General features: G+C 71.6%; 14 protein-coding genes. 5 read left to right on the forward strand and 9 right to left on the reverse strand.

What is annotated here, in order from left to right; genetic code table 11:
- The first annotated feature begins 87 nt into the window (after window positions 1–87).
- Window positions 88–585, forward strand: coding sequence for a DUF1203 domain-containing protein (locus ACZ46W_RS28535; RefSeq protein WP_468343315.1), 498 nt, complete (start codon window positions 88–90; stop codon window positions 583–585).
- On the opposite strand, the gene ACZ46W_RS28540 is transcribed toward ACZ46W_RS28535, so the two are convergent.
- Together ACZ46W_RS28540 and ACZ46W_RS28545 are read right to left on the reverse strand one after the other, a co-directional pair.
- Window positions 572–1,591 carry an aspartate-semialdehyde dehydrogenase gene (locus ACZ46W_RS28540; RefSeq protein WP_468343317.1) on the reverse strand — a complete coding sequence of 340 codons (1,020 nt, stop codon included), beginning with the start codon at window positions 1,589–1,591 and terminating at the stop codon, window positions 572–574. The genes ACZ46W_RS28535 and ACZ46W_RS28540 overlap by 14 nt on opposite strands.
- A 177-nt stretch (window positions 1,592–1,768) precedes the next feature.
- Entirely contained in the window at window positions 1,769–5,086 is a 3,318-nt protein-coding gene (locus tag ACZ46W_RS28545) for a S8 family serine peptidase (protein ID WP_468343320.1), read from the reverse strand.
- Between the two features lie 228 nt (window positions 5,087–5,314).
- Here ACZ46W_RS28545 and ACZ46W_RS28550 point away from each other — a divergent pair, with 228 nt between their 5' ends.
- Together ACZ46W_RS28550 and ACZ46W_RS28555 are read left to right on the forward strand one after the other, a co-directional pair.
- The gene (locus ACZ46W_RS28550; RefSeq protein WP_468343323.1) at window positions 5,315–5,770 is read left to right on the forward strand and encodes an NUDIX hydrolase; all 456 of its coding nucleotides are present in this window, start codon (window positions 5,315–5,317) and stop codon (window positions 5,768–5,770) included.
- 91 nt (window positions 5,771–5,861) lie between these two features.
- Window positions 5,862–7,013, forward strand: a complete 1,152-nt coding sequence (locus ACZ46W_RS28555; RefSeq protein WP_468343326.1) for a serine hydrolase domain-containing protein — start codon at window positions 5,862–5,864, stop codon at window positions 7,011–7,013.
- Between the two features lie 24 nt (window positions 7,014–7,037).
- Here the strand turns inward: ACZ46W_RS28555 and ACZ46W_RS28560 are convergent, their stop codons facing one another.
- A complete protein-coding gene (locus ACZ46W_RS28560; RefSeq protein WP_468343329.1) occupies window positions 7,038–8,030 on the reverse strand; it encodes a hypothetical protein in 993 nt (330 codons plus the stop codon).
- A 203-nt stretch (window positions 8,031–8,233) separates the two neighbouring features.
- On the reverse strand, window positions 8,234–10,783 hold the full coding sequence (pepN, locus tag ACZ46W_RS28565; RefSeq protein ID WP_468343332.1) for an aminopeptidase N: 2,550 nt from the start codon (window positions 10,781–10,783) through the stop codon (window positions 8,234–8,236).
- A gap of 148 nt (window positions 10,784–10,931) precedes the next feature.
- On the opposite strand from pepN, the gene ACZ46W_RS28570 reads away from it, so the two are divergent.
- Entirely contained in the window at window positions 10,932–11,573 is a 642-nt protein-coding gene (locus ACZ46W_RS28570) for a mycothiol-dependent nitroreductase Rv2466c family protein (protein WP_468343335.1), read from the forward strand.
- A gap of 125 nt (window positions 11,574–11,698) precedes the next feature.
- On the opposite strand, the gene ACZ46W_RS28575 is transcribed toward ACZ46W_RS28570, so the two are convergent.
- From ACZ46W_RS28575 to ACZ46W_RS28590, 4 genes are all read right to left on the reverse strand, one after another.
- Entirely contained in the window at window positions 11,699–12,343 is a 645-nt protein-coding gene (locus ACZ46W_RS28575; protein WP_361415110.1) for a superoxide dismutase, read from the reverse strand.
- A 119-nt stretch (window positions 12,344–12,462) separates the two neighbouring features.
- On the reverse strand, window positions 12,463–13,518 hold the full coding sequence (locus ACZ46W_RS28580) for a glycerophosphodiester phosphodiesterase family protein (protein WP_468343338.1): 1,056 nt from the start codon (window positions 13,516–13,518) through the stop codon (window positions 12,463–12,465).
- A gap of 144 nt (window positions 13,519–13,662) precedes the next feature.
- Window positions 13,663–15,087 carry an amino acid permease gene (locus ACZ46W_RS28585; protein ID WP_468343341.1) on the reverse strand — a complete coding sequence of 475 codons (1,425 nt, stop codon included), beginning with the start codon at window positions 15,085–15,087 and terminating at the stop codon, window positions 13,663–13,665.
- A 162-nt stretch (window positions 15,088–15,249) separates the two neighbouring features.
- The gene (locus tag ACZ46W_RS28590; RefSeq protein ID WP_468343344.1) at window positions 15,250–16,635 is read right to left on the reverse strand and encodes an amino acid permease; all 1,386 of its coding nucleotides are present in this window, start codon (window positions 16,633–16,635) and stop codon (window positions 15,250–15,252) included.
- Window positions 16,636–16,887: 252 nt separating this feature from the next.
- Here ACZ46W_RS28590 and ACZ46W_RS28595 point away from each other — a divergent pair, with 252 nt between their 5' ends.
- Window positions 16,888–17,478, forward strand: a complete 591-nt coding sequence (locus tag ACZ46W_RS28595; RefSeq protein ID WP_468343347.1) for a biotin transporter BioY — start codon at window positions 16,888–16,890, stop codon at window positions 17,476–17,478.
- Here the strand turns inward: ACZ46W_RS28595 and ACZ46W_RS28600 are convergent.
- The gene (locus ACZ46W_RS28600; protein WP_468343350.1) at window positions 17,453–18,787 is read right to left on the reverse strand and encodes an FAD-binding oxidoreductase; all 1,335 of its coding nucleotides are present in this window, start codon (window positions 18,785–18,787) and stop codon (window positions 17,453–17,455) included. The genes ACZ46W_RS28595 and ACZ46W_RS28600 overlap by 26 nt on opposite strands.
- Window positions 18,788–18,791 lie beyond the last annotated feature (4 nt).

Consider the following 18,791-nt stretch of genomic DNA (forward strand, 5'->3'; position numbering starts at 1 on the left):
GTTTCCGGTCATCCTTCCACGCCGACCATGGAACGCGATGACCGATTTCCGCCAGCACCGCCGGTCCCGCCGCCGGACCCTGGTCGCATGACGACCACGTACACCGCACGCCCCATCGCCCCCGCCACCCTCGCGGAGCTGCGCACGGCCGACGACGCGGGCCGCGCCCCCCTCCCGCACACCGACGAGGAGGGCGACGCCCCGCTGCGCTGCTGCCTGCGGCTCTCAAAGCCGGGGGAGCGCATCGCGCTCGTCTCCTACGCTCCGCTGCGCCGCTGGGCCGCCGAGACCTGGGCCAGGCCGGGCGCGTACGACGAGCAGGGGCCGGTCTTCATCCACGCCGAGGAGTGCCAGGGCCCTTCGGGTGAGGGATACCCCTTCGCGCGCCCCGGCGCCCTGCGCGTGCTGCGCCGGTACGACGCCGAGGGCCGAATCGCCGGTGGCCGCCTCCTGGAGATCCCGGAGGCGGCCACCGAAGCGTTCGATCAGGCGTTCGCGGAAGCCTTCGCCGACCCGGCCGTCGCCCTGGTCCACGTCAGGGCCGTCGAGTACGGCTGCTTCCACTACGAGGTCAGGCGCCCTTGAGCTCCGCCGCCACCAGCTCCGCGATCTGCACGGCGTTCAGCGCCGCGCCCTTGCGGAGGTTGTCGCCCGACAGGAACAGCGCCAGGCCGTTGTCGACGGTCTCGTCGACGCGGATGCGGCCCACGTAGGAGGCGTCCTTGCCGGCCGCCTGGAGCGGGGTGGGGATCTCGGAGAGCTCCACGCCCTCGGCGTCCTTCAGCAGCTCGTACGCGCGCTCCACGCTGATCGGACGCTCGAAGCGGGCGTTGACCTGGAGGGAGTGGCCGGAGAAGACCGGGACGCGCACGCACGTGCCGGACACCTTCAGGTCCGGGATCTCCAGGATCTTGCGGGACTCGTTGCGGAGCTTCTGCTCCTCGTCGGTCTCGAAGGAACCGTCGTCGGCGATCGCGCCGGCCAGCGGCAGCACGTTGAAGGCGATCGGGCGCTTGTAGACGCCGGGCTCCGGGTACGCCACGGCCTCACCGTCGTGGGTGAGCTCGGCGGCGCGCTCGGCGACGGCCTTGACCTGGCCGTCCAGCTCCGCGACGCCCGCGAGGCCCGAGCCGGACACGGCCTGGTAGGTGGTGGCGACCAGGGCGGTCAGGCCCGCCTCCTGGTGCAGCGGCTTCAGCACCGGCATGGCGGCCATGGTGGTGCAGTTCGGGTTGGCGATGATCCCCTTCGGGCGGTCCTTGACCGCGTGGGGGTTCACCTCGGAGACGACCAGCGGCACCTCGGGGTCCCGGCGCCAGGCGGAGGAGTTGTCGATCACCACGGCACCCTGCGAGGCGACCTTCTCGGCGAGCGCCTTGGAGGTGGCGCCACCGGCCGAGAAGAGCACGATGTCCAGGCCCGTGTAGTCGGCCGTGGAGGCGTCCTCGACGGTCACGCCGTCCAGGACGGTGCCCGCCGAGCGGGCGGAGGCGAACAGCCGAAGCTCGTCGACCGGAAAGTTCCGCTCGGCAAGGATCTTGCGCATGACCGTGCCGACCTGACCGGTGGCTCCGACGATTCCGACCTTCACGGGGACTCCTCCGTACGTGCTTGCGGGCCTGGCGGCCTGGGTGCCGCACCCATGATGCGTATCACCTGGCCCGGCTTGTCCAATTCATTGTCCGGGACGTGAGAAGCAGCACGCCGGGGACGGCGAAGGGCGGGCGCCCGGTCCGGACGCCCGCCCTCACTCACCGTACGTACGGCGTTACGGGGTGACCTTCTCGATCACGACGCTGCCCGTGCCCGCGGCCGTGCCGCGCGCCGTCAGCAGCGACACCTCGCCGAAGAACTGCCGGCCCTCGGGGGCCGCGCCGTTCACCAGCACCTCCGCCGTGACCTGCGCCGACGCGCCGCTCGCCAGGGTGACCGGCTTGGACTCGTCGACCTTCAGCGTGCCGAGCGCGGACGAGAAGTACACGTCCTTGTAGTCGTACGTGGTCGTCCCGGCCGGCACCGCGTACCCGTCCACGACGATCGTGTACGTGCCCGGCTCCGGCTTGGCCACCGAGACCGACTCCTCCGAGTCACCGTCCGCCGACTGACCGACGACCTTGCCGTCCTTCAGGACGGTCAGGTCCAGGTCGGCGCCCTTGTCGGAGGTGTTGCCGATCACGACGTCGAGGCGCTCGACGCCCTCGCCGACCGTCACCGTGCTGGTCTGCGACTCGTGGTTCTTGATCGTCGGCGCGGCGACCTTCGCGGAACCGAGCGAGCCGCCCTTCAGCTTGCCGTCGATCGCCGCGAAGGTGTTGGTGACCTTCCAGTCCACCGCCGCCGGCGTGCCGACCTTGGCCTCCGGGACCGTCTTCACGGCCGGGTCGAAGGCCGCGCCCAGCAGGGTCACGTCCAGCTTGTAGGGGTTGTCCAGGTCCGGCGACGTACGCCGCGACTCGACCTCGATCTCCCAGACGCCCGGCGCCGGGTCGGCGTACGAGCGCACGTCCGGGCGGCAGGTGTTGGCCGGGTTGTAGTGCGGGTAGCACCGGTTGGACGCGGTGTCCTCGACGGCCACGCCGTACGGGTGGATGGAGATGAACCGGGTCTGGCTCTTCTCCTTCAGCCCGCCGATCGCGACCTCCAGCGCCTTGGCGCCCTCGGGCACGGTCACGAAGTACGACTTGTGGCTGTTGCGCTGCACGCTGCCGCTCGCCGAGAAGGTGTACGGGGCCTTCGCCAGGTCCTGGGACACGACGACGGTGGCGAGGATCTGCTTGTCGACGCCCTCGGTGTCCTCGTCGTCCGCCTCCACGATCGCGCTGTGCACGCCCGCGGAGCCCGGCTTGGCCTGCACCTTGACGGTGACCGGCTTGTTCAGCGGCAGGTCCACCTCGTCGTCGCCGAGGATGCGGAAGGTGCCGTCGTTGTACTTCAGGTCCAGCTCGTGCTCGATCGGCCGGTCGGGGCCGGTCGTGCGCGTGATGGTGACGTCGTACACCTTCTTCTGGCCGACCTTCAGGCCGCCCTCACGGTCGTAGATACCGGTGCCGGGCTTCCTCAGGTGCTGGTCCAGCGCGGTGTCGACGGGCGCGGCGACCTTGTAGTCGTGCGCGGTCGCGCCGTCCTCGATCGACTCCCAGGCGTCCACGACGTCGATCAGGCCGGAGCCCTGCTCGTGCGCGGCGACACCGGAGATGCGGTTCGCGGTGCTGGTCAGCGCGGTGCGCAGGGTCAGCGGCGACAGCTCGATCTTCTTCTGCTTGGCGGCCGAGATCAGCAGCGCGCTCGCGCCCGCCGCCTGCGGCGAGGACATCGAGGTGCCGTTGAGCATCCCGTAACCGGCGGGGAGCTTGTAGCTGGTCTCGGGCACCCCCGCGCCCGCCATCCACAGCGGGATGGTGTTGACCGCCGAGCCGGGCGCCGAGATCGTCGGGGTGAAGCCGCCGTCCTCACGCGGGCCGCGCGAGGAGAAGGGGAACATGGCGTACTTCTTCTCGACGACCGAGGCGTAGTTGGCCGCCCACGTCTCCTTGGAGATGGCCGCGCCGACCGAGACGACCTTGTCGGCCAGGCCGGGGTCGCCGATGGTGTTGATGCCCGGGCCCTCGTTGCCGGCCGAGATGACGAGCTGGACGCCGTAGGTGTCGATGAGCCGGCCGTACAGCTCGGCGCGCGCGTTGTCGCCCGAGTTGAGCGCCGGGAGCCCGCCGATGGACATGTTGACGATGTCCACGCCACGGTTGATGACGAGGTCGGCCATGCCCTCGGTCAGCGCGGTGTTGGTGCAGCCGCCGGACCAGGTGCAGGCGCGCGAGGAGACGAGCTTCGCGCCGGGGGCGGCGCCGTTCATCTTCCCGCCGAACAGCCCGTTGGCGGCGGTGATGCCGGCCACGTGCGAGCCGTGGTCGGAGTTGACGATGCCGATGTTGACGTAGTCGGCCTTGTCGCCGTTCGCGTTGTAGACGACGTCCTTGCGGATCTCCACCACGAACGGGATGCGCTCGGCGACCTCGGTCGCCGGGTCGTCCTTGCCGAAGTGGCCGATCTGGAAGCCGTCCTTGTACGGCTTCATCGCCACGTCGTCGGTGAAGTCGGCGTTGTCGTTCAGGTCGACCCGGACCGTGCCGGCGGCCGCGTCGTACAGCACGCCCCACGCGTCGGTGGTGTCGCCGTCCCGGTTGAGGTCACCGGCCATGTCGCCGCCGCGCGTGACGGCCTCGGCGAACCGGCTGTAGGCGTAGGTGCCGGCCGGTGCGGTGAACGTGCGCCCGCCCGCGGTGAACGTCGGCCCCTCCACGGCGACGTTCATGCGGCGCCAGGTGCCGTCCCCGTCCGCGACCGGGTCGGTGGCGGTCACCCAGTCGGTGATCTTGCGCTCACCGGTCGTGGTCTTCTGGAGCGCCGGGTGGTCCAGGTCCACACCGGAGTCCAGGATGCCGATGGTGACGCCCCGGCCGTCGGCCTTCGGGTACTTCTTCACGAAGTCCACCGCGCCCGTCTCGAAGGACGGGTTGTACGGGTTCTTCGCCGGGGTCTTGGCGCCCGGGCCCGGGTACGTGGTCGTCGTACCGGCCGTGGCCGCGTCCCGGGCGGCGGAGCCGCCCGCGTCGGGCGACGGGTCGTCCAGTTCGATCTCGTACTGGAGGTCGATGCCCTTGACGGACGGCAGTCCCGCGGCCTCGGTGAGCGCGGACTCCGCCTTCGCGGTCGGCAGGGTGGCGCGGACGTAGCCGAGCTTGTCGTACGTCGTGCCGACCGTGGCGCCCGCGACGCCGTCGAGCTGCTCGGCGACCTGCTCGGTCTGGCCGGGCGCGGTGGCCACCATCACGGTGACGGTCTTCCGGCCCGTGGCCTCCGCCTCGGCCAGTCGTTCATGATCGGCCGAGCCCAGCTTGTCCGCGGTGGCGGACGAGGGGGCGGGCTTGGGGGGTGCGGGGTCCGCCGGGGTCCCGGCGGCGAAGACGGGGGCGGTACCGGCCGCGACGAGCGCGGCCACCAGGCCGGCGGCCGCGGCCACGCGGGCCGCCCGTCTGTGCCCGGGGGTCGGGCTCCCCGATATGGAGCCCTGGGATTCGAGGGTGGTCATCAGCATCCCTGTAAGTGAAAGAGACAGTCCGGAATTCGGTGCCGGATGACCGCTCACCCTTTCGTAAATGACAGGGCTTTGTGGAGGGTTGCCGGAGTGCGGAATGCGGACATGGCGCACATCCGCCAGTGCGGGATGTACGCCATGAGGAACGAACCGGGCGCAAAGCCCCATATGTAGTTGAGCGTTCAGCCTTTTGGCGGTCGCGCACCCGTCTAACCTCGGTGCATGAACCGGAGATTGCGAGTCGCGGCCTACGCCGTGTGCGTACGGGACGAGCGCATCCTGCTGGCCAGAGGCACCGCCGACGACGGCACCAAGGAGTGGACCCTGCCCGGCGGCGGCATGGACCATGGAGAGGACCCCTTCGACACGGTCGTACGTGAGGTTGAGGAGGAGACGGGCTACCTCGCCGAGATCACCGCCCTCCTGGGCGTCCACTCCATACGCAGCCGCTACACCCGCCGACTCGGCCGCGTCACCGACTTCCAGCGCCTACGCATCCTCTACGAGGGCCGGATCACCGGCGGCGACCTGCGCCCCGAGACGGGTGGCTCCACCGACCTGGCCGCCTGGCACCCGCTGGACGCCGTCCCCTCGCTCGTACGCGTCGGAGTCGTCGACGTCGGGCTGCGGCTGTGGCGTGAACGGCCCGCCGCCGGGCGTCTCGCCCACAACGGCTGAAACACACTCAACTCAAGCGAAGCAGGCAACGCCCCGCGCACTGCCGGAGTCCTGCTCGGTGACCACACGTCGCGCAGAGGGGACGTCCGACATGCAGGTACGCAAGGCACTGCCCGCGGCGGTGGTGGCGGCCGCGCTCGCCGCCACCGCCTTCACCGCACCCGCCACGGCCGACGAGCGGACCGGCGGAACGGGTGGCGGTCACCGGCAGACCCAGGCCGCGGTCGACGCCCTCGTCCGGGCCGGTGTCCCGGGCGTCCTGGCCCAGGCGCAGGACCGCCACGGCACCTGGAACGGCACCGCCGGCGTCGCCGACCGCACCACCGGGCGGCCGCGGCTGCCGCAGGACCGCTACCGCGTCGGCTCCATCACCAAGCCGTTCGTCGCGACCGTCCTGCTGCAACTGGAGGCGGAGGGCCGCCTCGACCTCGACGACACCGTCGAACGGTGGCTGCCGGGCGTCGTCCGCGGCAACGGCCACGACGGGCGGAAGGTCACCCTGCGACGGCTCCTGAACCACACCAGCGGGATCTACGACGTCACCTCGGACCCCGGCTACCGGGAGAAGATCTTCAGCCCCGCGTTCCTCCGGCACCGCTACGACACCTGGACACCGCGCCGGATGGTGGCCATCGCGATGACCCACCGCCCCGACTTCGCGCCCGGCACCGACTGGAGCTACTCCAACACCAACTACCTGCTCGCCGGGATGGTGATCGAGAAGGTCACCGGCCGGCCGTACGGGAAGGAGGTCGAGCGCCGCATCATCAAGCCCCTCAAGCTGCGCGCCACCAGCATCCCGGGCACGGACGTGACGATGCCGGAGCCGAGCGGCCGGGCGTACTCGAAGCTGTTCGCCGGGCCGGACGCCGAGATCCATGACCTCACCGAGCTGAACCCGTCCATCGCCGGGCCGGCCGGCGAGATGATCTCCAACTCGGCGGACCTGCGGCGCTTCGTCCGGGCGCTCATGACGGGCGGGCTGCTGCCGCCGAAGCAACTCAAGGAGATGACCACCACGGTACCGATCGGGAAGGACATGCCGAACGCGCGCTACGGCCTGGGCCTCATGGTGGAGAAGCTGAGCTGCGGGAAGGAGGTCTGGGGCCACAACGGCGGCATCCACGGCTCCACTTCCGACATGGTGTCCACCCGGGACGGCGGCCACACGCTGGCGCTCAACGTCAACGGCGACTGGGCGGGCGACCCGCGGACGGTCGTCGAGGCGGAGTTCTGCCGCTGACCGGCTCGCGGGCTGACCGGCCGACTAGCGCGGCAGGACGACCACGTAGGCGGCCGGGGCGCGGTCCCCGGCCGCCATCAGCGCCGTACGCACCACGATCGCCTGCTGCTCCAGGGCGTCCCGGAGCTTGCGGGGCGTGATGTGGACGACGCTGATGCCGAGCCGCTCCATGTGCTCGCGCTTGCGGGTGTACTCCGTCCACAGCGTGTCGTCGTCCTGGCGCGGCGAGCGGGTGTCCAGCTCGACCGCGACGGCGTGGTCGGGCCAGTACGCGTCCACCCCGCCGAGGTGCGGGCCGCCCGGCAGCCGGAGGTCGACGTTCCACAGGGGCTCCGGCAGGCCGTGGGCGCGCACCATCTCGTACAGCCGGTCCTCGGCCAGCGCCCGCCCCTCGGCGAGCAGTGAGTCCACGGCGTCCACGACGTGCGGCCGGGTCAGCAGCCGGGACCGGTTCAGCTCCCGCACCACGGCGGCCGGTTCGCAGTGCCCGTCGCGCACGGCCTCCGTCAGCAGCCGACGTACGGTGTGGGCGTCGCCGATCCGCGCGATCGCGTCCGCCAGCGCGCGGGCCACCGGGGCGACCGGTACGCCGGTGATCTCCAGCGGCTTCGGCAGCTCCTGCGCGCGCAGGATCCTTACGCAGCCGGTGGACCGCAGCCGCCGGGTGCGCGACACCAGGACGTCGATGCGGTCCAGCGACGGCAGCGGCGGAGCGGCCGCGAACCGGTACAGCGCCAGCGCGGCGAGCCCGGTGATCATCGCCTCGGGCGGCCGCCGCTCCGGCTGCCGGTCGGCGTACAGCAGGGCGCCGTGCAGCCGCTCCTCGCTGGTGGGCGGTCCGGGATGCAGCAGGTACACGCCCGGCAGGAACTGCTGCCAGGGGCCACCGGCCCGGCACTGGGCGGCGGCCTGGGCGGCGGACACGCCGTGCGCCCGCAACTGAGCGGCGGACAGCACACGGCGCCGGTCGTCGGCCAGGTGGGACAGGGGGCGGGGGGAGAGCGGGGTGTTCGTCATGCCCCGGGGTTTCCCGCCAACTGCGCGGTGGCTAACCGCTGTTACACGTCCGTCGACAATCCGGGACAACCCCGTCCTAAAGTACGGACGTTCGAGTGCCGATCAGGAACCCCGATCACGCCTCCGACCAGCCCGGCCGCCCCCCGCTCGGACCGGTGTACGTCCGGGGAACAGGCGCCCGGCCCGGGCCGGGCGCCGACACGTCACCCCGCCGCCGCGTCCCGCGCCTGGGCGCGCAGCGCGCGGGCCAGGTCGTCGCGGGACTCCAGGACCAGTCGGCGCAGCGCGGGCGCGGCCGACTCGTGCGCGGCGAGCCAGGCGTCGGTGGCCGCCAGGGTCGCCGGGTCGTCCTGGAGGGACGGGAACAGGCCCCGCACCACGTCCATGCCGATCTGGATCGACCGCTCGGCCCACACCCGCTCGATCGCCGCGAAGTACTTCGGCGCGTACGGAGCGATCAGCGCCCGCTGGGACGGCTGGCCGAAGCCCGCGATCGTCGCCTCCACCAGCGCGTTCGACAGGGCGTCCGACTCGACGACCTGCGCCCACGCCTGCGCCTTGACCGCCTCCGACGGGCGGGCCGCCAGGCAGCGCACCTGGTGGCGCTTGCCCGACGCCGTGTCGTCGCGCGCCAGCTCGGCCCCGATCGCCGCCTCGTCCGCGCGGCCGTGCGCGGCCAGCGGCCCCAGGAACGTCCAGCGCAGCTCCTGGTCCACGTCCAAGCCGTCGATCTTCGCCGTGCCCGCCAGCAGACCCTCCAGGAGCTGGAAGTCCGCCTCCGTCGTGGCCGCCGCCGCGAAGAACCGCGCCCACGTCAACTGGTGCTCACTGCCCGGCTCGGCGGCCCGCAGCTCCCGCAGCGCGCCCTCGGCCAGCAGCCGGCCGCCCTCCTCGCGCCACGCCGGCGCCGCGTAGTGCACCAGCGCCGAGCGCGCCCAGGCGTGCAGCATCTGGAGCACGCCGATGTCCGACTCGCGCCCCGCGAACGCCAGCACCAGGGCCACGAAGTCCCGCGCCGGCAGCAGGGCGTCCCGCGTCAGGTTCCACAGCGCCGACCAGCACAGCGCCCGCGCCAGCGGGTCCTTCAGGCCGCCCAGGTGCGCCCGCAGCGTGGCGAGCGAGTCCTCGTCGAACCGGATCTTGCAGTACGTGAGGTCGTCGTCGTTGACCAGCACCAGGGCCGGGCGTTCCCGGCCCGCCAGCTCCGCCACCACGGTCCGCTCCCCGGTGACGTCCACCTCCGCGCGGGCGTACCGCGCCAGCTCGCCGTCCGGCGACAGCCGGTACAGCCCCACCGCCGCCCGGTGCGGCCGCGGTTCCCCGCCCTCCTGGAGCACGGCGAGCTCCGCGACGCGGCCGTCCGCGCCGTACGAGACCACCGGCGTCAGGGCGTTGACGCCCGACGTCTCCAGCCAGGAGCGGGACCACTCCTTCATGTCCCGCCCGGAGGTCTCCTCCAGCACCGACAGCAGGTCGCCCAGGCGCGTGTTGCCGTACGCGTGCCGCTTGAAGTACCGGCGGGCGCCCTCCAGGAACGCGTCCCGGCCCGCGTACGCCACGAGCTGCTTGAGCACCGCCGCGCCCTTGGCGTAGGTGATCCCGTCGAAGTTCAGCTTGGCGTCCTCCAGGTCACGGATGTCGGCCGTGATCGGGTGCGTGGAGGGGAGTTGGTCCGCCCGGTACGCCCACGCCTTGCGGTTGTTGGCGAAGGTCACCCAGCTATTGGTGAAGCGGGTCGCCTCGGCCAGCGAGAAGGAGCCCATGAAGTCCGCGAAGGACTCCTTCAGCCACAGGTCGTCCCACCACTTCATGGTGACCAGGTCGCCGAACCACATGTGCGCCATCTCGTGCAGGATGACGTTCGCCCGGCGCTCGTACGCCGCCTGCGTGACCTTGCCCCGGTAGATGTACTCCTCGCGGAAGGTCACCATGCCCGGGTTCTCCATGGCGCCCAGGTTGTACTCGGGCACGAACGCCTGGTCGTACTTCCCGAAGGGGTAGGGGTAGTCGAAGTTGTCGTGGAAGAAGTCGAAGCCCTGCTTGGTGATCAGGAAGACGTCGTCCGCGTCGAAGTGCTTCGCCAGCCCCTTGCGGCACATCGCGCCCAGCGGGATCTCCAGGTCGCCGCGCCGGTAGGTGTCCGTCACATAGTGGTACGGACCCGCCACGACACAGGTGATGTACGTCGAGATCGGCGCCGTCTCGGCGAACCGCCAGACGCCCCCTTCCCGCGACTCCTCCGTGCCGTTGCTCCACACCGTCCAGCCCTCGGGAGCCGTCACCTCGAACCGGAACGGCGCCTTCAGGTCGGGCTGCTCGAAGTTGGCGAACACGCGCCGCGCGTCGGCCGGCTCGTACTGCGTGTAGAGGTAGACCTCGCCGTCCTCCGGGTCGACGAACCGGTGCATCCCCTCACCGGTGCGGCTGTAGGCGCACTGGGCGTCCACCACCAGCACGTTCTCGTCCGCGAGGCCGTCCAGCGCGATCCGCGAGCCGTCGAACACGGCCGCCGGGTCCAGCTCCCGCCCATTGAGCGTGACCGAGGTCACGGACGGGGCGATCAGGTCGACGAAGGTGGCGGAGCCGGGTGCGGTGCGGCGGAACCGGATGGTCGTCACCGAACGGAACGTACGCCGCTCGGACTCGCTCTCCCCGACGGCGGACCGCAGGTCGAGGGCGACCTCGTACCCGTCGACGGACAACAGCTCGGCCCGCTCGCGGGCCTCGTCGCGGGACAGATTCTCACCGGGCACGGGCGGCACTCCTTCGTGGCTCGTTGTGACAGGAGCGATCCTCCCACGCACCACTGACACGCGGTATGCGGGAATGCCCTTGCGAACCCCGGTGTTGTGACGGGGACGATCCCGGACCGCGCAGACCGTGCAGACCACGAGGAGAGACATGTCCGAGAGCAGGACCACCGCCGACTTCTGGTTCGACCCCCTGTGTCCCTGGGCGTGGATGACCTCCCGCTGGATGCTGGAGGTGGAGAAGGTCCGCCCGGTCGACGTGCGCTGGCATGTGATGAGCCTCGCCGTCCTCAACGAGGACAAACTGGACGAGGTCCCGCCGGAGTACCGCGAGATGCTGGAGACCCAGGCGTGGGGCCCGGTCCGGGTCGTCGTCGCCGCCCAGCAGCTCCACGGCGACGAGGTGGTCGGCAAGCTCTACACCGCCCTCGGCACCCGCTTCCACAACAAGGGCGAGGGCCCGACCCACACGGCGATCCGCGAGGCGCTGGAGGACGTCGGCCTGCCGGTGTCGCTCGCCGAGTACGCCGACAAGGACACGTACGACGCCGAGCTGCGCGCCTCCCACCACGAGGGCATCAGCAAGGTGGGCCAGGAGGTCGGCACCCCGGTCATCGCGGTGCCCGGTCCGGACGGCGAGCAGATCGCCTTCTTCGGCCCGGTCGTCACCCCCGCCCCCAAGGGCGAGGAGGCGGCCAGGCTGTGGGACGGCACGCTGATGGTGGCGTCCATCCCCGGTTTCTACGAGATCAAGCGGACCCGGACCCAGGGCCCCGATTTCAGCAACCTGTAGCACCGCCCGGTGTACAGAAGGCCCCCCGCGAGTCACGTCCTCGCGGGGGGCCTTCCTTCATCCGCCTGCCCGGTGAAGGTTGAGAAGACGATCACGAGCAGGACGCTTCGACGCTGCGCCCGGGGTCAGGGCGCGATCAGCGGGGTGCGCTCCTTGGCCTGGGCGTAACGCTTGGCCACGTCCTGCCAGTTGACGACCTCCCACATCGCCTCGATGAAGTCGACCTTCTGGTTCTTGTACTGGAGGTAGAAGGCGTGCTCCCAGGCGTCGAAGACCAGGATCGGCACCGAGCCCTGACCGACGTTGCCCTGGTGGTCGTAGACCTGCTCGACGATGAGGCGGCCGCTGACCGGCTCGTACGCGAGGACGCCCCAGCCCGAGCCCTGGGTGGTCGCGGCGGCCTTGGAGAGCTGCGTCTTGAACTTGGCGAAGGAGCCGAAGGAGGCGGCGATCGCGTCGGCGAGCTCGCCCACGCCGTCCGCCGCCAGCGGCTCGCCACCACCGCCGTTCTTCTTGCCGGTCATGTTGTGCCAGTAGATGGAGTGCAGGATGTGGCCGGAGAGGTGGAAGGCGAGGTTCTTCTCCAGGCCGTTGATCGAGCCCCACTGCTCCTTGTCCCGGGCCTCTTCGAGCTGCTCCAGGGTGTCGTTCGCGCCCTTGACGTAGGCGGCGTGGTGCTTGTCGTGGTGCAGCTCGATGATCTGCGGGTTGATGACCGGCTCGAGCTCCGCGTAGTCGTACGGAAGTTCAGGAAGTGTGTAGATCGCCATGTCCGAGCCCTCCGACTGCTGCTACGTGTTGCTGCTTATTGCAACCCTTGTGCAAGTGCAGGCTAACAGCAGGAAGGCCCGGAAGTTGATCAGCCCTTCGCCCTAGGCCGCTGGTCCCCTCACGCCTCCCGTCGCGCGTCCCGAGCGATCACCGCCAGGTCGGGGAAGTCGGTCACCACGGCGTCCACCCCGAGGGCGAAGTGGCGGGCGTACTCGGCGAAGGCGTCCCCGAAGGCGTTCGGGTCGGTGCCGCGCCGCAGGTCGGCGGGCAGGTACCGGTTCTCGGCGCGGAAGGTGTACGCGCCGACCTTCAGCCCGGCGGCGTGCGCGTCCGCGACGAGCGTCGAGGGCGGCACCAGGGACGACTTGTCGGGGCCGATCCACCGGGCGTACGCGGCGATCTCCCGCAGGCCGGCCGGGGTCATCATGTCCTCGTACGTCATCGGGTGCCCGTACGGGCCGCCGCGGGTGCCCAGGGCCTGCCAGAGCGGGACGCGCAGCCGTTCCTCGCGCGCCAGCCGCAGCAGGCTGGACGGCTCGAAGGACTGGATCACGCACTCGCGCGGGCCGAGCCGGTGGCGGCGCACGGCGTCGGCGAGGACCGGCTCCAGGGGCAGGCCCAGGGAGCGGAAGTACCCCGGGTGCTTGGTCTCCGGGAAGACCGTGACGGTCCGGCCGTGGCGCCGGGACAGCCGGCGCGCCAGGTCGACGACCTCCTGGAAGGTCATCACCCGCTGGTGCCCGTCGAAGACGGTGTTCCTGTTCCGTACGAGCGGCAGGCGCTCGACCGCCCGGAGCGTCTTCAGCTCCGCGAGGGTGAAGTCCTCGGTGAACCAGCCGGTGACGGCCCGGCCGTCGACGGTCTTCGTGGTGCGCCGCCCGGCGAACTCGGGGCGCGCGGCGACGTCCGTGGTGCCCGAGATCTCGTTCTCGTGGCGCACCACCAGGTGGTGGTCCCGGGTGGCGACCAGGTCGGGCTCGATCCAGTCGGCGCCGGTCTCGACGGCGAACGTGTAGGAGGCGGCCGTGTGTTCGGGGCGCCAGCCGGCCGCGCCCCGGTGGCCGATCACGAGCGGTCCGCGGGTGCCCGTGGCGGCGCGGGCGGACGCGGGGGACACGGAAGCGGTGACGGCGGCGGTCGCGCCCGCCGCGAGGAGTACCGAGCGACGTCTCATGGGCCCGGACGGTAGGCGCACGGCAAGGGTGCGCCCGGGTCACTTCACGCCCTGTGCGGGCGGTTTTCACCTGCCGTACGACAGGGACCACGCAAAAGGGCGAGCCCCGGCGCGTGACGCGCCGGGGCTCCCCCACGAGGTGAATCAGGCGGACTTGCCCGCCCCGAGCTTCTGCCGGGCGAACCCGACGACGGCCAGGAACAGCGTCAGACCGCCGGTGTAGTAGAGCTGGAGCCGGGTGTCGGGCTCGCGGGCCATCAGGACGAACACCGCCGCCATGCCGGCGAGCGCCACCCAGGTCAGGTACGGGTACAGCCACATCCGCACGACGAGCTTCTCCGGCGCCTCGCGCTCCAGCCGGCGGCGCAGCATGAGCTGGGAGACGGCGATGAAGAACCACACCACCAGGATGATCGCGCCGATCATGTTGAGCAGCCAGGCGAACAGGTCGTCGGGCCGCCAGTAGCTGAGCAGCACGCACACGAAGCCGAACACGGACGACGTCAGCACGGCGATGCGCGGCACGCCGCCGGTGATCTTCCCGAGCAGTTGCGGGCCCTGCCCGCGCGCCACCAGGGAGCACGCCATGCGGGAGGCGCCGTAGATGTTGGCGTTCATCGCCGAGAGCAGGGCGACCAGCACGACCACGTTCATGATCTGGCCGGCGGCCGGGATGCCCAGGAAGTCCAGCGTGGCGACGTACGGGCCCTTCTCGGCGACCGACTCGTGCGTCCAGGGCAGCAGGGTGACGACGACGGCCATCGAGCCGACGTAGAAGATCGCGATCCGCCACATCGCCGTACGCACGGCCTTGGCGACGCCCTGGACCGGGTGCTCGGACTCGGCGGCGGCGATGGTGACCGTCTCCAGGCCGCCGTACGCGAAGACGGAGGCGAGCAGGCCGACGATCAGCCCCTCCGTGCCGTTGGGCATGAAGCCGCCGTGGCCGGTGAGGTTGGTGGCGCCGGGGGAGTCGGTGCCGGGCAGCACGCCCGCGATGGCCAGCACGCCGATGCCCAGGAAGAGGACGATCGCGCCGACCTTGAGGGCGGCGAACCAGAACTCGAACTCACCGAAGTTCTTCACGGCCGCCAGGTTCGTGACGCAGAACAGCGCCATGAACAGGGCCACCCACACCCACTCCGCGGTGTCGGGGAACCAGCCCACCATGATCTGCGCTGCGCCCATGCCCTCCAGGCCGACCGCCACGCACAGCAGGAACCAGAAGGACCAGCCCGCCGTGAAGCCCGCCCACGGGCCGATGGCGCGCTCGGCGTGCACCGAGAAGGAGCCGGAGGCCGGGTTGGCGGCCGCCATCTCGCCCAGCATGCGCATCACCAGCATGACGAGGGCGCCGGATATCGCGTAGGCGAGAATGATCGACGGACCGGCGGCCGCGATGGCCTTGCCGGAGCCGACGAACAGCCCGGCGCCGATGACGCCGCCGAGGGCGATCATCGACAGATGGCGTTGCTTGAGGCCGTGCGAGAGCGGAGCGTCGCCCGGAGGCGAGTCGACCGGCGCCGGGGTGACCGGCGTCGCGTCGGTGGGCGCGGAGGTCCGAGACATGGGCGTGCCCTGTTCAGTAGCTGAGACGGGGTGCGGGGTGCGTGTGCGGCCCACGGATCTGGGCGCGGCCCACAGTCTGGGCGGGCGCACCGCTCACAGGGAACAACCGCCCGCTATACGGACACCGTGCTCACACATTGTGAAGGATCGCGCACGGAATCTTCACTCGGGTCGCGTACGTGACTCCCGCACCCATGCCACCACCAGTACCGCCCCGGTAGCCGCCGCCGACCACAGCACCTGCGGCCGCGACCCGTCGTCCAGCAGCATCAGCACCAGCACGGCGGCCATCGCCGCCAGCGCGGCCCACGTCAGCCACGGAAAGGCCCACATCCGGAGCGTCAGTCGCTCCGGTGCCTCGCGCTCGATACGCCGCCGCAGCCGCAACTGCGACACCGCGATCAGGCCCCACACGAACAGCAGCACGGCCCCGACCGCGTTCAGCATGTAGAGGAACACCGACTCCGGCCACTTCAGGTTGAGCAGTACGGAGACGAAGCCGAACGCCACCGACGCCAGCACCGCCCGGCGCGGCACCCCTCCGCTCGACACCGCGAGCAGCCCCTTCGGTGCCTCGCCGCGCTCCGCGAGCGAGAAGACCATCCGGGACGACCCGTACAGATTGGCGTTGAGCGCCGACAGCAGCGCCACGAACACGACGATGTTCATGATCTGCCCGGCGGCCGGCACCCCGAGCGCGTCCAGCACCGCGACGTACGGGCTCTGCCCCGGCTCCATCGCCGTCCACGGCAGCAGCGTCACGATGACCAGCATCGAACCGACGTAGAAGAAGAGGATGCGCCACACCGCGCTGCGCACCGCCCGCGCCACGTTGCGGGCCGGGTCCTCCGACTCGGCGGCGGCGATCGTCACGACCTCCAGCCCGCCGAACGCGAACACCACCGCCAGCACCCCGGAGACGACCCCGTCCCAGCCGTTGGGCAGGAAGCCGCCCCGCCCGGTCAGGTTGGCGAGTCCCACCGGGTCCGTGTCCGGCAGCCATCCGACGATGGCCAGCACCCCGAGGGCGAGGAAGAGCACGATCGCGCCGACCTTCAGCCCGGCGAACCAGAACTCGAACTCACCGAAGTTCTTCACCGCCGCCAGGTTGGCCACCGTGAACACCACCATGAAGACCAGCACCCAGGCCCACTGCGGCACCCCCGGCACCCAGCCGTTCGCGATCCGCGCCGCGCCCGTCGCCTCCACCGCCAGCACGACCACCAGCAGGAACCAGTACAGCCAGCCGACCGAGAACCCCGCCCACCGGCCCAGCGCCCGCTCCGCGTGCACCGAGAAGGCGCCCGACGCGGGCATCGCCGCCGACATCTCGCCCAGCATCCGCATGACCAGCATCGCGAGCGCGCCCGCGATCAGGTACGACAGGACGATCCCCGGCCCGGCGACCGCGATCCCGGCGCCCGAGCCGACGAACAGCCCGGCGCCGATCACCCCGCCCAGGCCGAGCATCGTCAGGTGCCGCTGCTTCAGCCCGTGCGACAGGGGCTCGGGCGCCGGGGCGAGCGGCGTGGGCGGGGCGTCGTGCATGGCGCTCGTACTCTCAGGTATTTGGAAGGACCCCACAGTCTCTCCGGTCACCCATGGCTGACGCAAAAGGGACCCTCTGCCCGGCCTCCCAAGTGACGAGCATCACGCCAACCGGGGTGTTCCTCCCGTCCTTTGTCCGAACCCCACCAACGCCCCGTCAACCGCTTTGTGGTCGGCGGACGGTGATCGGTCGTTCACTCGTGGGCTACGGTCAGCCTGTCCCGAACCGCCCCCGCACCCGCCGGAGTCCCGATGAGCACTGCCGCCGCCCCCGCCCGCACCGGAGTGGTCCTGGCCGACCTCCTGCCGTCCAGCCGCGTCCGCGACATCGCGCTCGTCGCCGGCGGCGCCGTGCTCACCGGCATCGCCGCCCAGATCTCCGTGCCGGTCCCCGGCTCGCCCGTCCCGGTCTCCGGCCAGACCTTCGCGGCCCTGCTCGTCGGCACCGCCCTCGGCGCCCGGCGCGGCTTCCTCTCCCTCGCGTTGTACGCGGTGGCGGGCGTGGCCGGAATGCCGTGGTTCGCCCAGGCGTCGTCCGGGTACGCCATGCCCTCCTTCGGCTACATCCTCGGCATGCTGCTCGCCGCCACCGTCGTCGGCGCCCTCGCGCGGCGCGGCGCCGACCGCTCGGTGCTGCGCATGGCGGGCACCATGGCGCTCGGCTCCCTGATCATCTACGCGGTCGGCGTCCCGTACCTGGCCCTCGCGACCGGCATGTCGCTGCCGCAGGCGGTAGCCGCGGGCCTGGTGCCGTTCCTGATCGGCGACGCGCTCAAGGCGGCGCTGGCCATGGGCGCGCTGCCCACGGCGTGGAAGGTCATCGGCCGGAAGGGCCAGGACTGACGTAGTCCTCGCCACTGACGTAGTTCCTGCTGAAGAGGTTCGCCGGGTCATAGTGCTCCTTGACCCGGGCGAGCCTCTTCGCCGTTTCCGGGCCGTACAGCCCCGGCCGGTCGCCGCCGCCGAAGCAGAAGTTGAGCGAGCGGCCCGTCGTCACGTGAGCCAGGGCCGCGAAGACCTCCTCGTACCGGTCACGCACCGCCCGCACCTCCGTACCGTCCAGCCCCGACAGCACCTGCACCAGGAAGCGCGCCTCCCGGTGGGGCACCGCGTTCGGGCGCTCCTCGGCCAGCGCCCCGCCCAGGTGCCGGATCTGCGTCACCGTCCACACCGGGGACTCGGGCCCTGTGAGCGCCAGCAGGCGCCGGGCGTCGGCGGGGGACAGCTCGCGCGCCATCACGTTGTCGCCGTAGTACGCGTGCGGCTGCTCGGGGTCGCTGTGGATCGTCGCCGACTCGGTGTACGGCATCTCCCGCAGCGTGTCCTGCACCGACGGCCCGATCGCGCGCAGCGGCGCCACCAGCCGCTCGCCCTCCGCCGCGCTCCCGGTGTACGCGACGCGGACGGAGGCGGTGTAGCGGCCGCGCAGACGCTCCGGTACGAACGGCGCGTCGGGGAAGACCATGACGCTCACGGAGGAGGTCAGCGTGTCCGGCACGGTCCGCGTCCACTCCAGGTACGTCCGCACCGCCTCGCCGACCAGCCCGCCCTCGAACATCAGCGACCCGCCGTACAGGCGTGCCACCGGCACCAGGCCCACCTCCATGGCGGTGACGACGCCCAGGGCGTGCCCGCCGCCGAGCAGCGCCCACAGCAGCTCGGGCTCCGACTCCGCCGTGACCTGACGCAGCCGCCCGTCGGCCGTCACGACCTCCACCGCCCGCACGTGGTCGGCGGCGTACCCGAACTCCCGCGCCAGCAGGCCCAGTCCGCCGCCCAGCGTGTACGAGACGGCTCCCACGCCCGGCGCGGACCCGTTCAGCGGCGCCAGCCCGTACGGCGCGGCCGCCTCGACGACCTGCCCCCAGCGGACGCCCGCCTCGACCCGGGCGGTGCGCGCCGCCGGGTCGATCGTCACGCCGTCCATGCGGCGCGTGGAGAGGAGAACGCCGCCCTCCGCGCCGCCGGGCAGCCCGTGCCCGGTGGCCTGGACGCCGACCGGCAGGCCGCGCCCGGCGGCGTACGCCACGGCCCGGCGGACGTCCTCGGCGTCCGTGGCGGCGACGACCAGGTCGGGACGGTGGGCGAAGCCGGTCTGGAACCCGGCGGACTCGGCGTCGTACCCCGCGTCCCCGGGGCGGTACGTGATCATGGGA

Source organism: Streptomyces sp. NPDC031064 (genome assembly GCF_055570965.1).

Excerpts from the sequence above, each read along its gene's own strand:
- ACZ46W_RS28535 (WP_468343315.1), top strand. The coding sequence starts at position 88 with ATGACGACCACGTACACCGCACGCCCCATCGCCCCCGCCACCCTCGCG.
- ACZ46W_RS28545 (WP_468343320.1), bottom strand. The coding sequence starts at position 5,086 with ATGACCACCCTCGAATCCCAGGGCTCCATATCGGGGAGCCCGACCCCC.
- ACZ46W_RS28550 (WP_468343323.1), top strand. The coding sequence starts at position 5,315 with ATGAACCGGAGATTGCGAGTCGCGGCCTACGCCGTGTGCGTACGGGAC.
- ACZ46W_RS28555 (WP_468343326.1), top strand. The coding sequence starts at position 5,862 with ATGCAGGTACGCAAGGCACTGCCCGCGGCGGTGGTGGCGGCCGCGCTC.
- ACZ46W_RS28560 (WP_468343329.1), bottom strand. The coding sequence starts at position 8,030 with ATGACGAACACCCCGCTCTCCCCCCGCCCCCTGTCCCACCTGGCCGAC.
- ACZ46W_RS28570 (WP_468343335.1), top strand. The coding sequence starts at position 10,932 with ATGTCCGAGAGCAGGACCACCGCCGACTTCTGGTTCGACCCCCTGTGT.
- ACZ46W_RS28575 (WP_361415110.1), bottom strand. The coding sequence starts at position 12,343 with ATGGCGATCTACACACTTCCTGAACTTCCGTACGACTACGCGGAGCTC.
- ACZ46W_RS28580 (WP_468343338.1), bottom strand. The coding sequence starts at position 13,518 with ATGAGACGTCGCTCGGTACTCCTCGCGGCGGGCGCGACCGCCGCCGTC.
- ACZ46W_RS28585 (WP_468343341.1), bottom strand. The coding sequence starts at position 15,087 with ATGTCTCGGACCTCCGCGCCCACCGACGCGACGCCGGTCACCCCGGCG.
- ACZ46W_RS28590 (WP_468343344.1), bottom strand. The coding sequence starts at position 16,635 with ATGCACGACGCCCCGCCCACGCCGCTCGCCCCGGCGCCCGAGCCCCTG.
- ACZ46W_RS28595 (WP_468343347.1), top strand. The coding sequence starts at position 16,888 with ATGAGCACTGCCGCCGCCCCCGCCCGCACCGGAGTGGTCCTGGCCGAC.
- ACZ46W_RS28600 (WP_468343350.1), bottom strand. The coding sequence starts at position 18,787 with ATGATCACGTACCGCCCCGGGGACGCGGGGTACGACGCCGAGTCCGCC.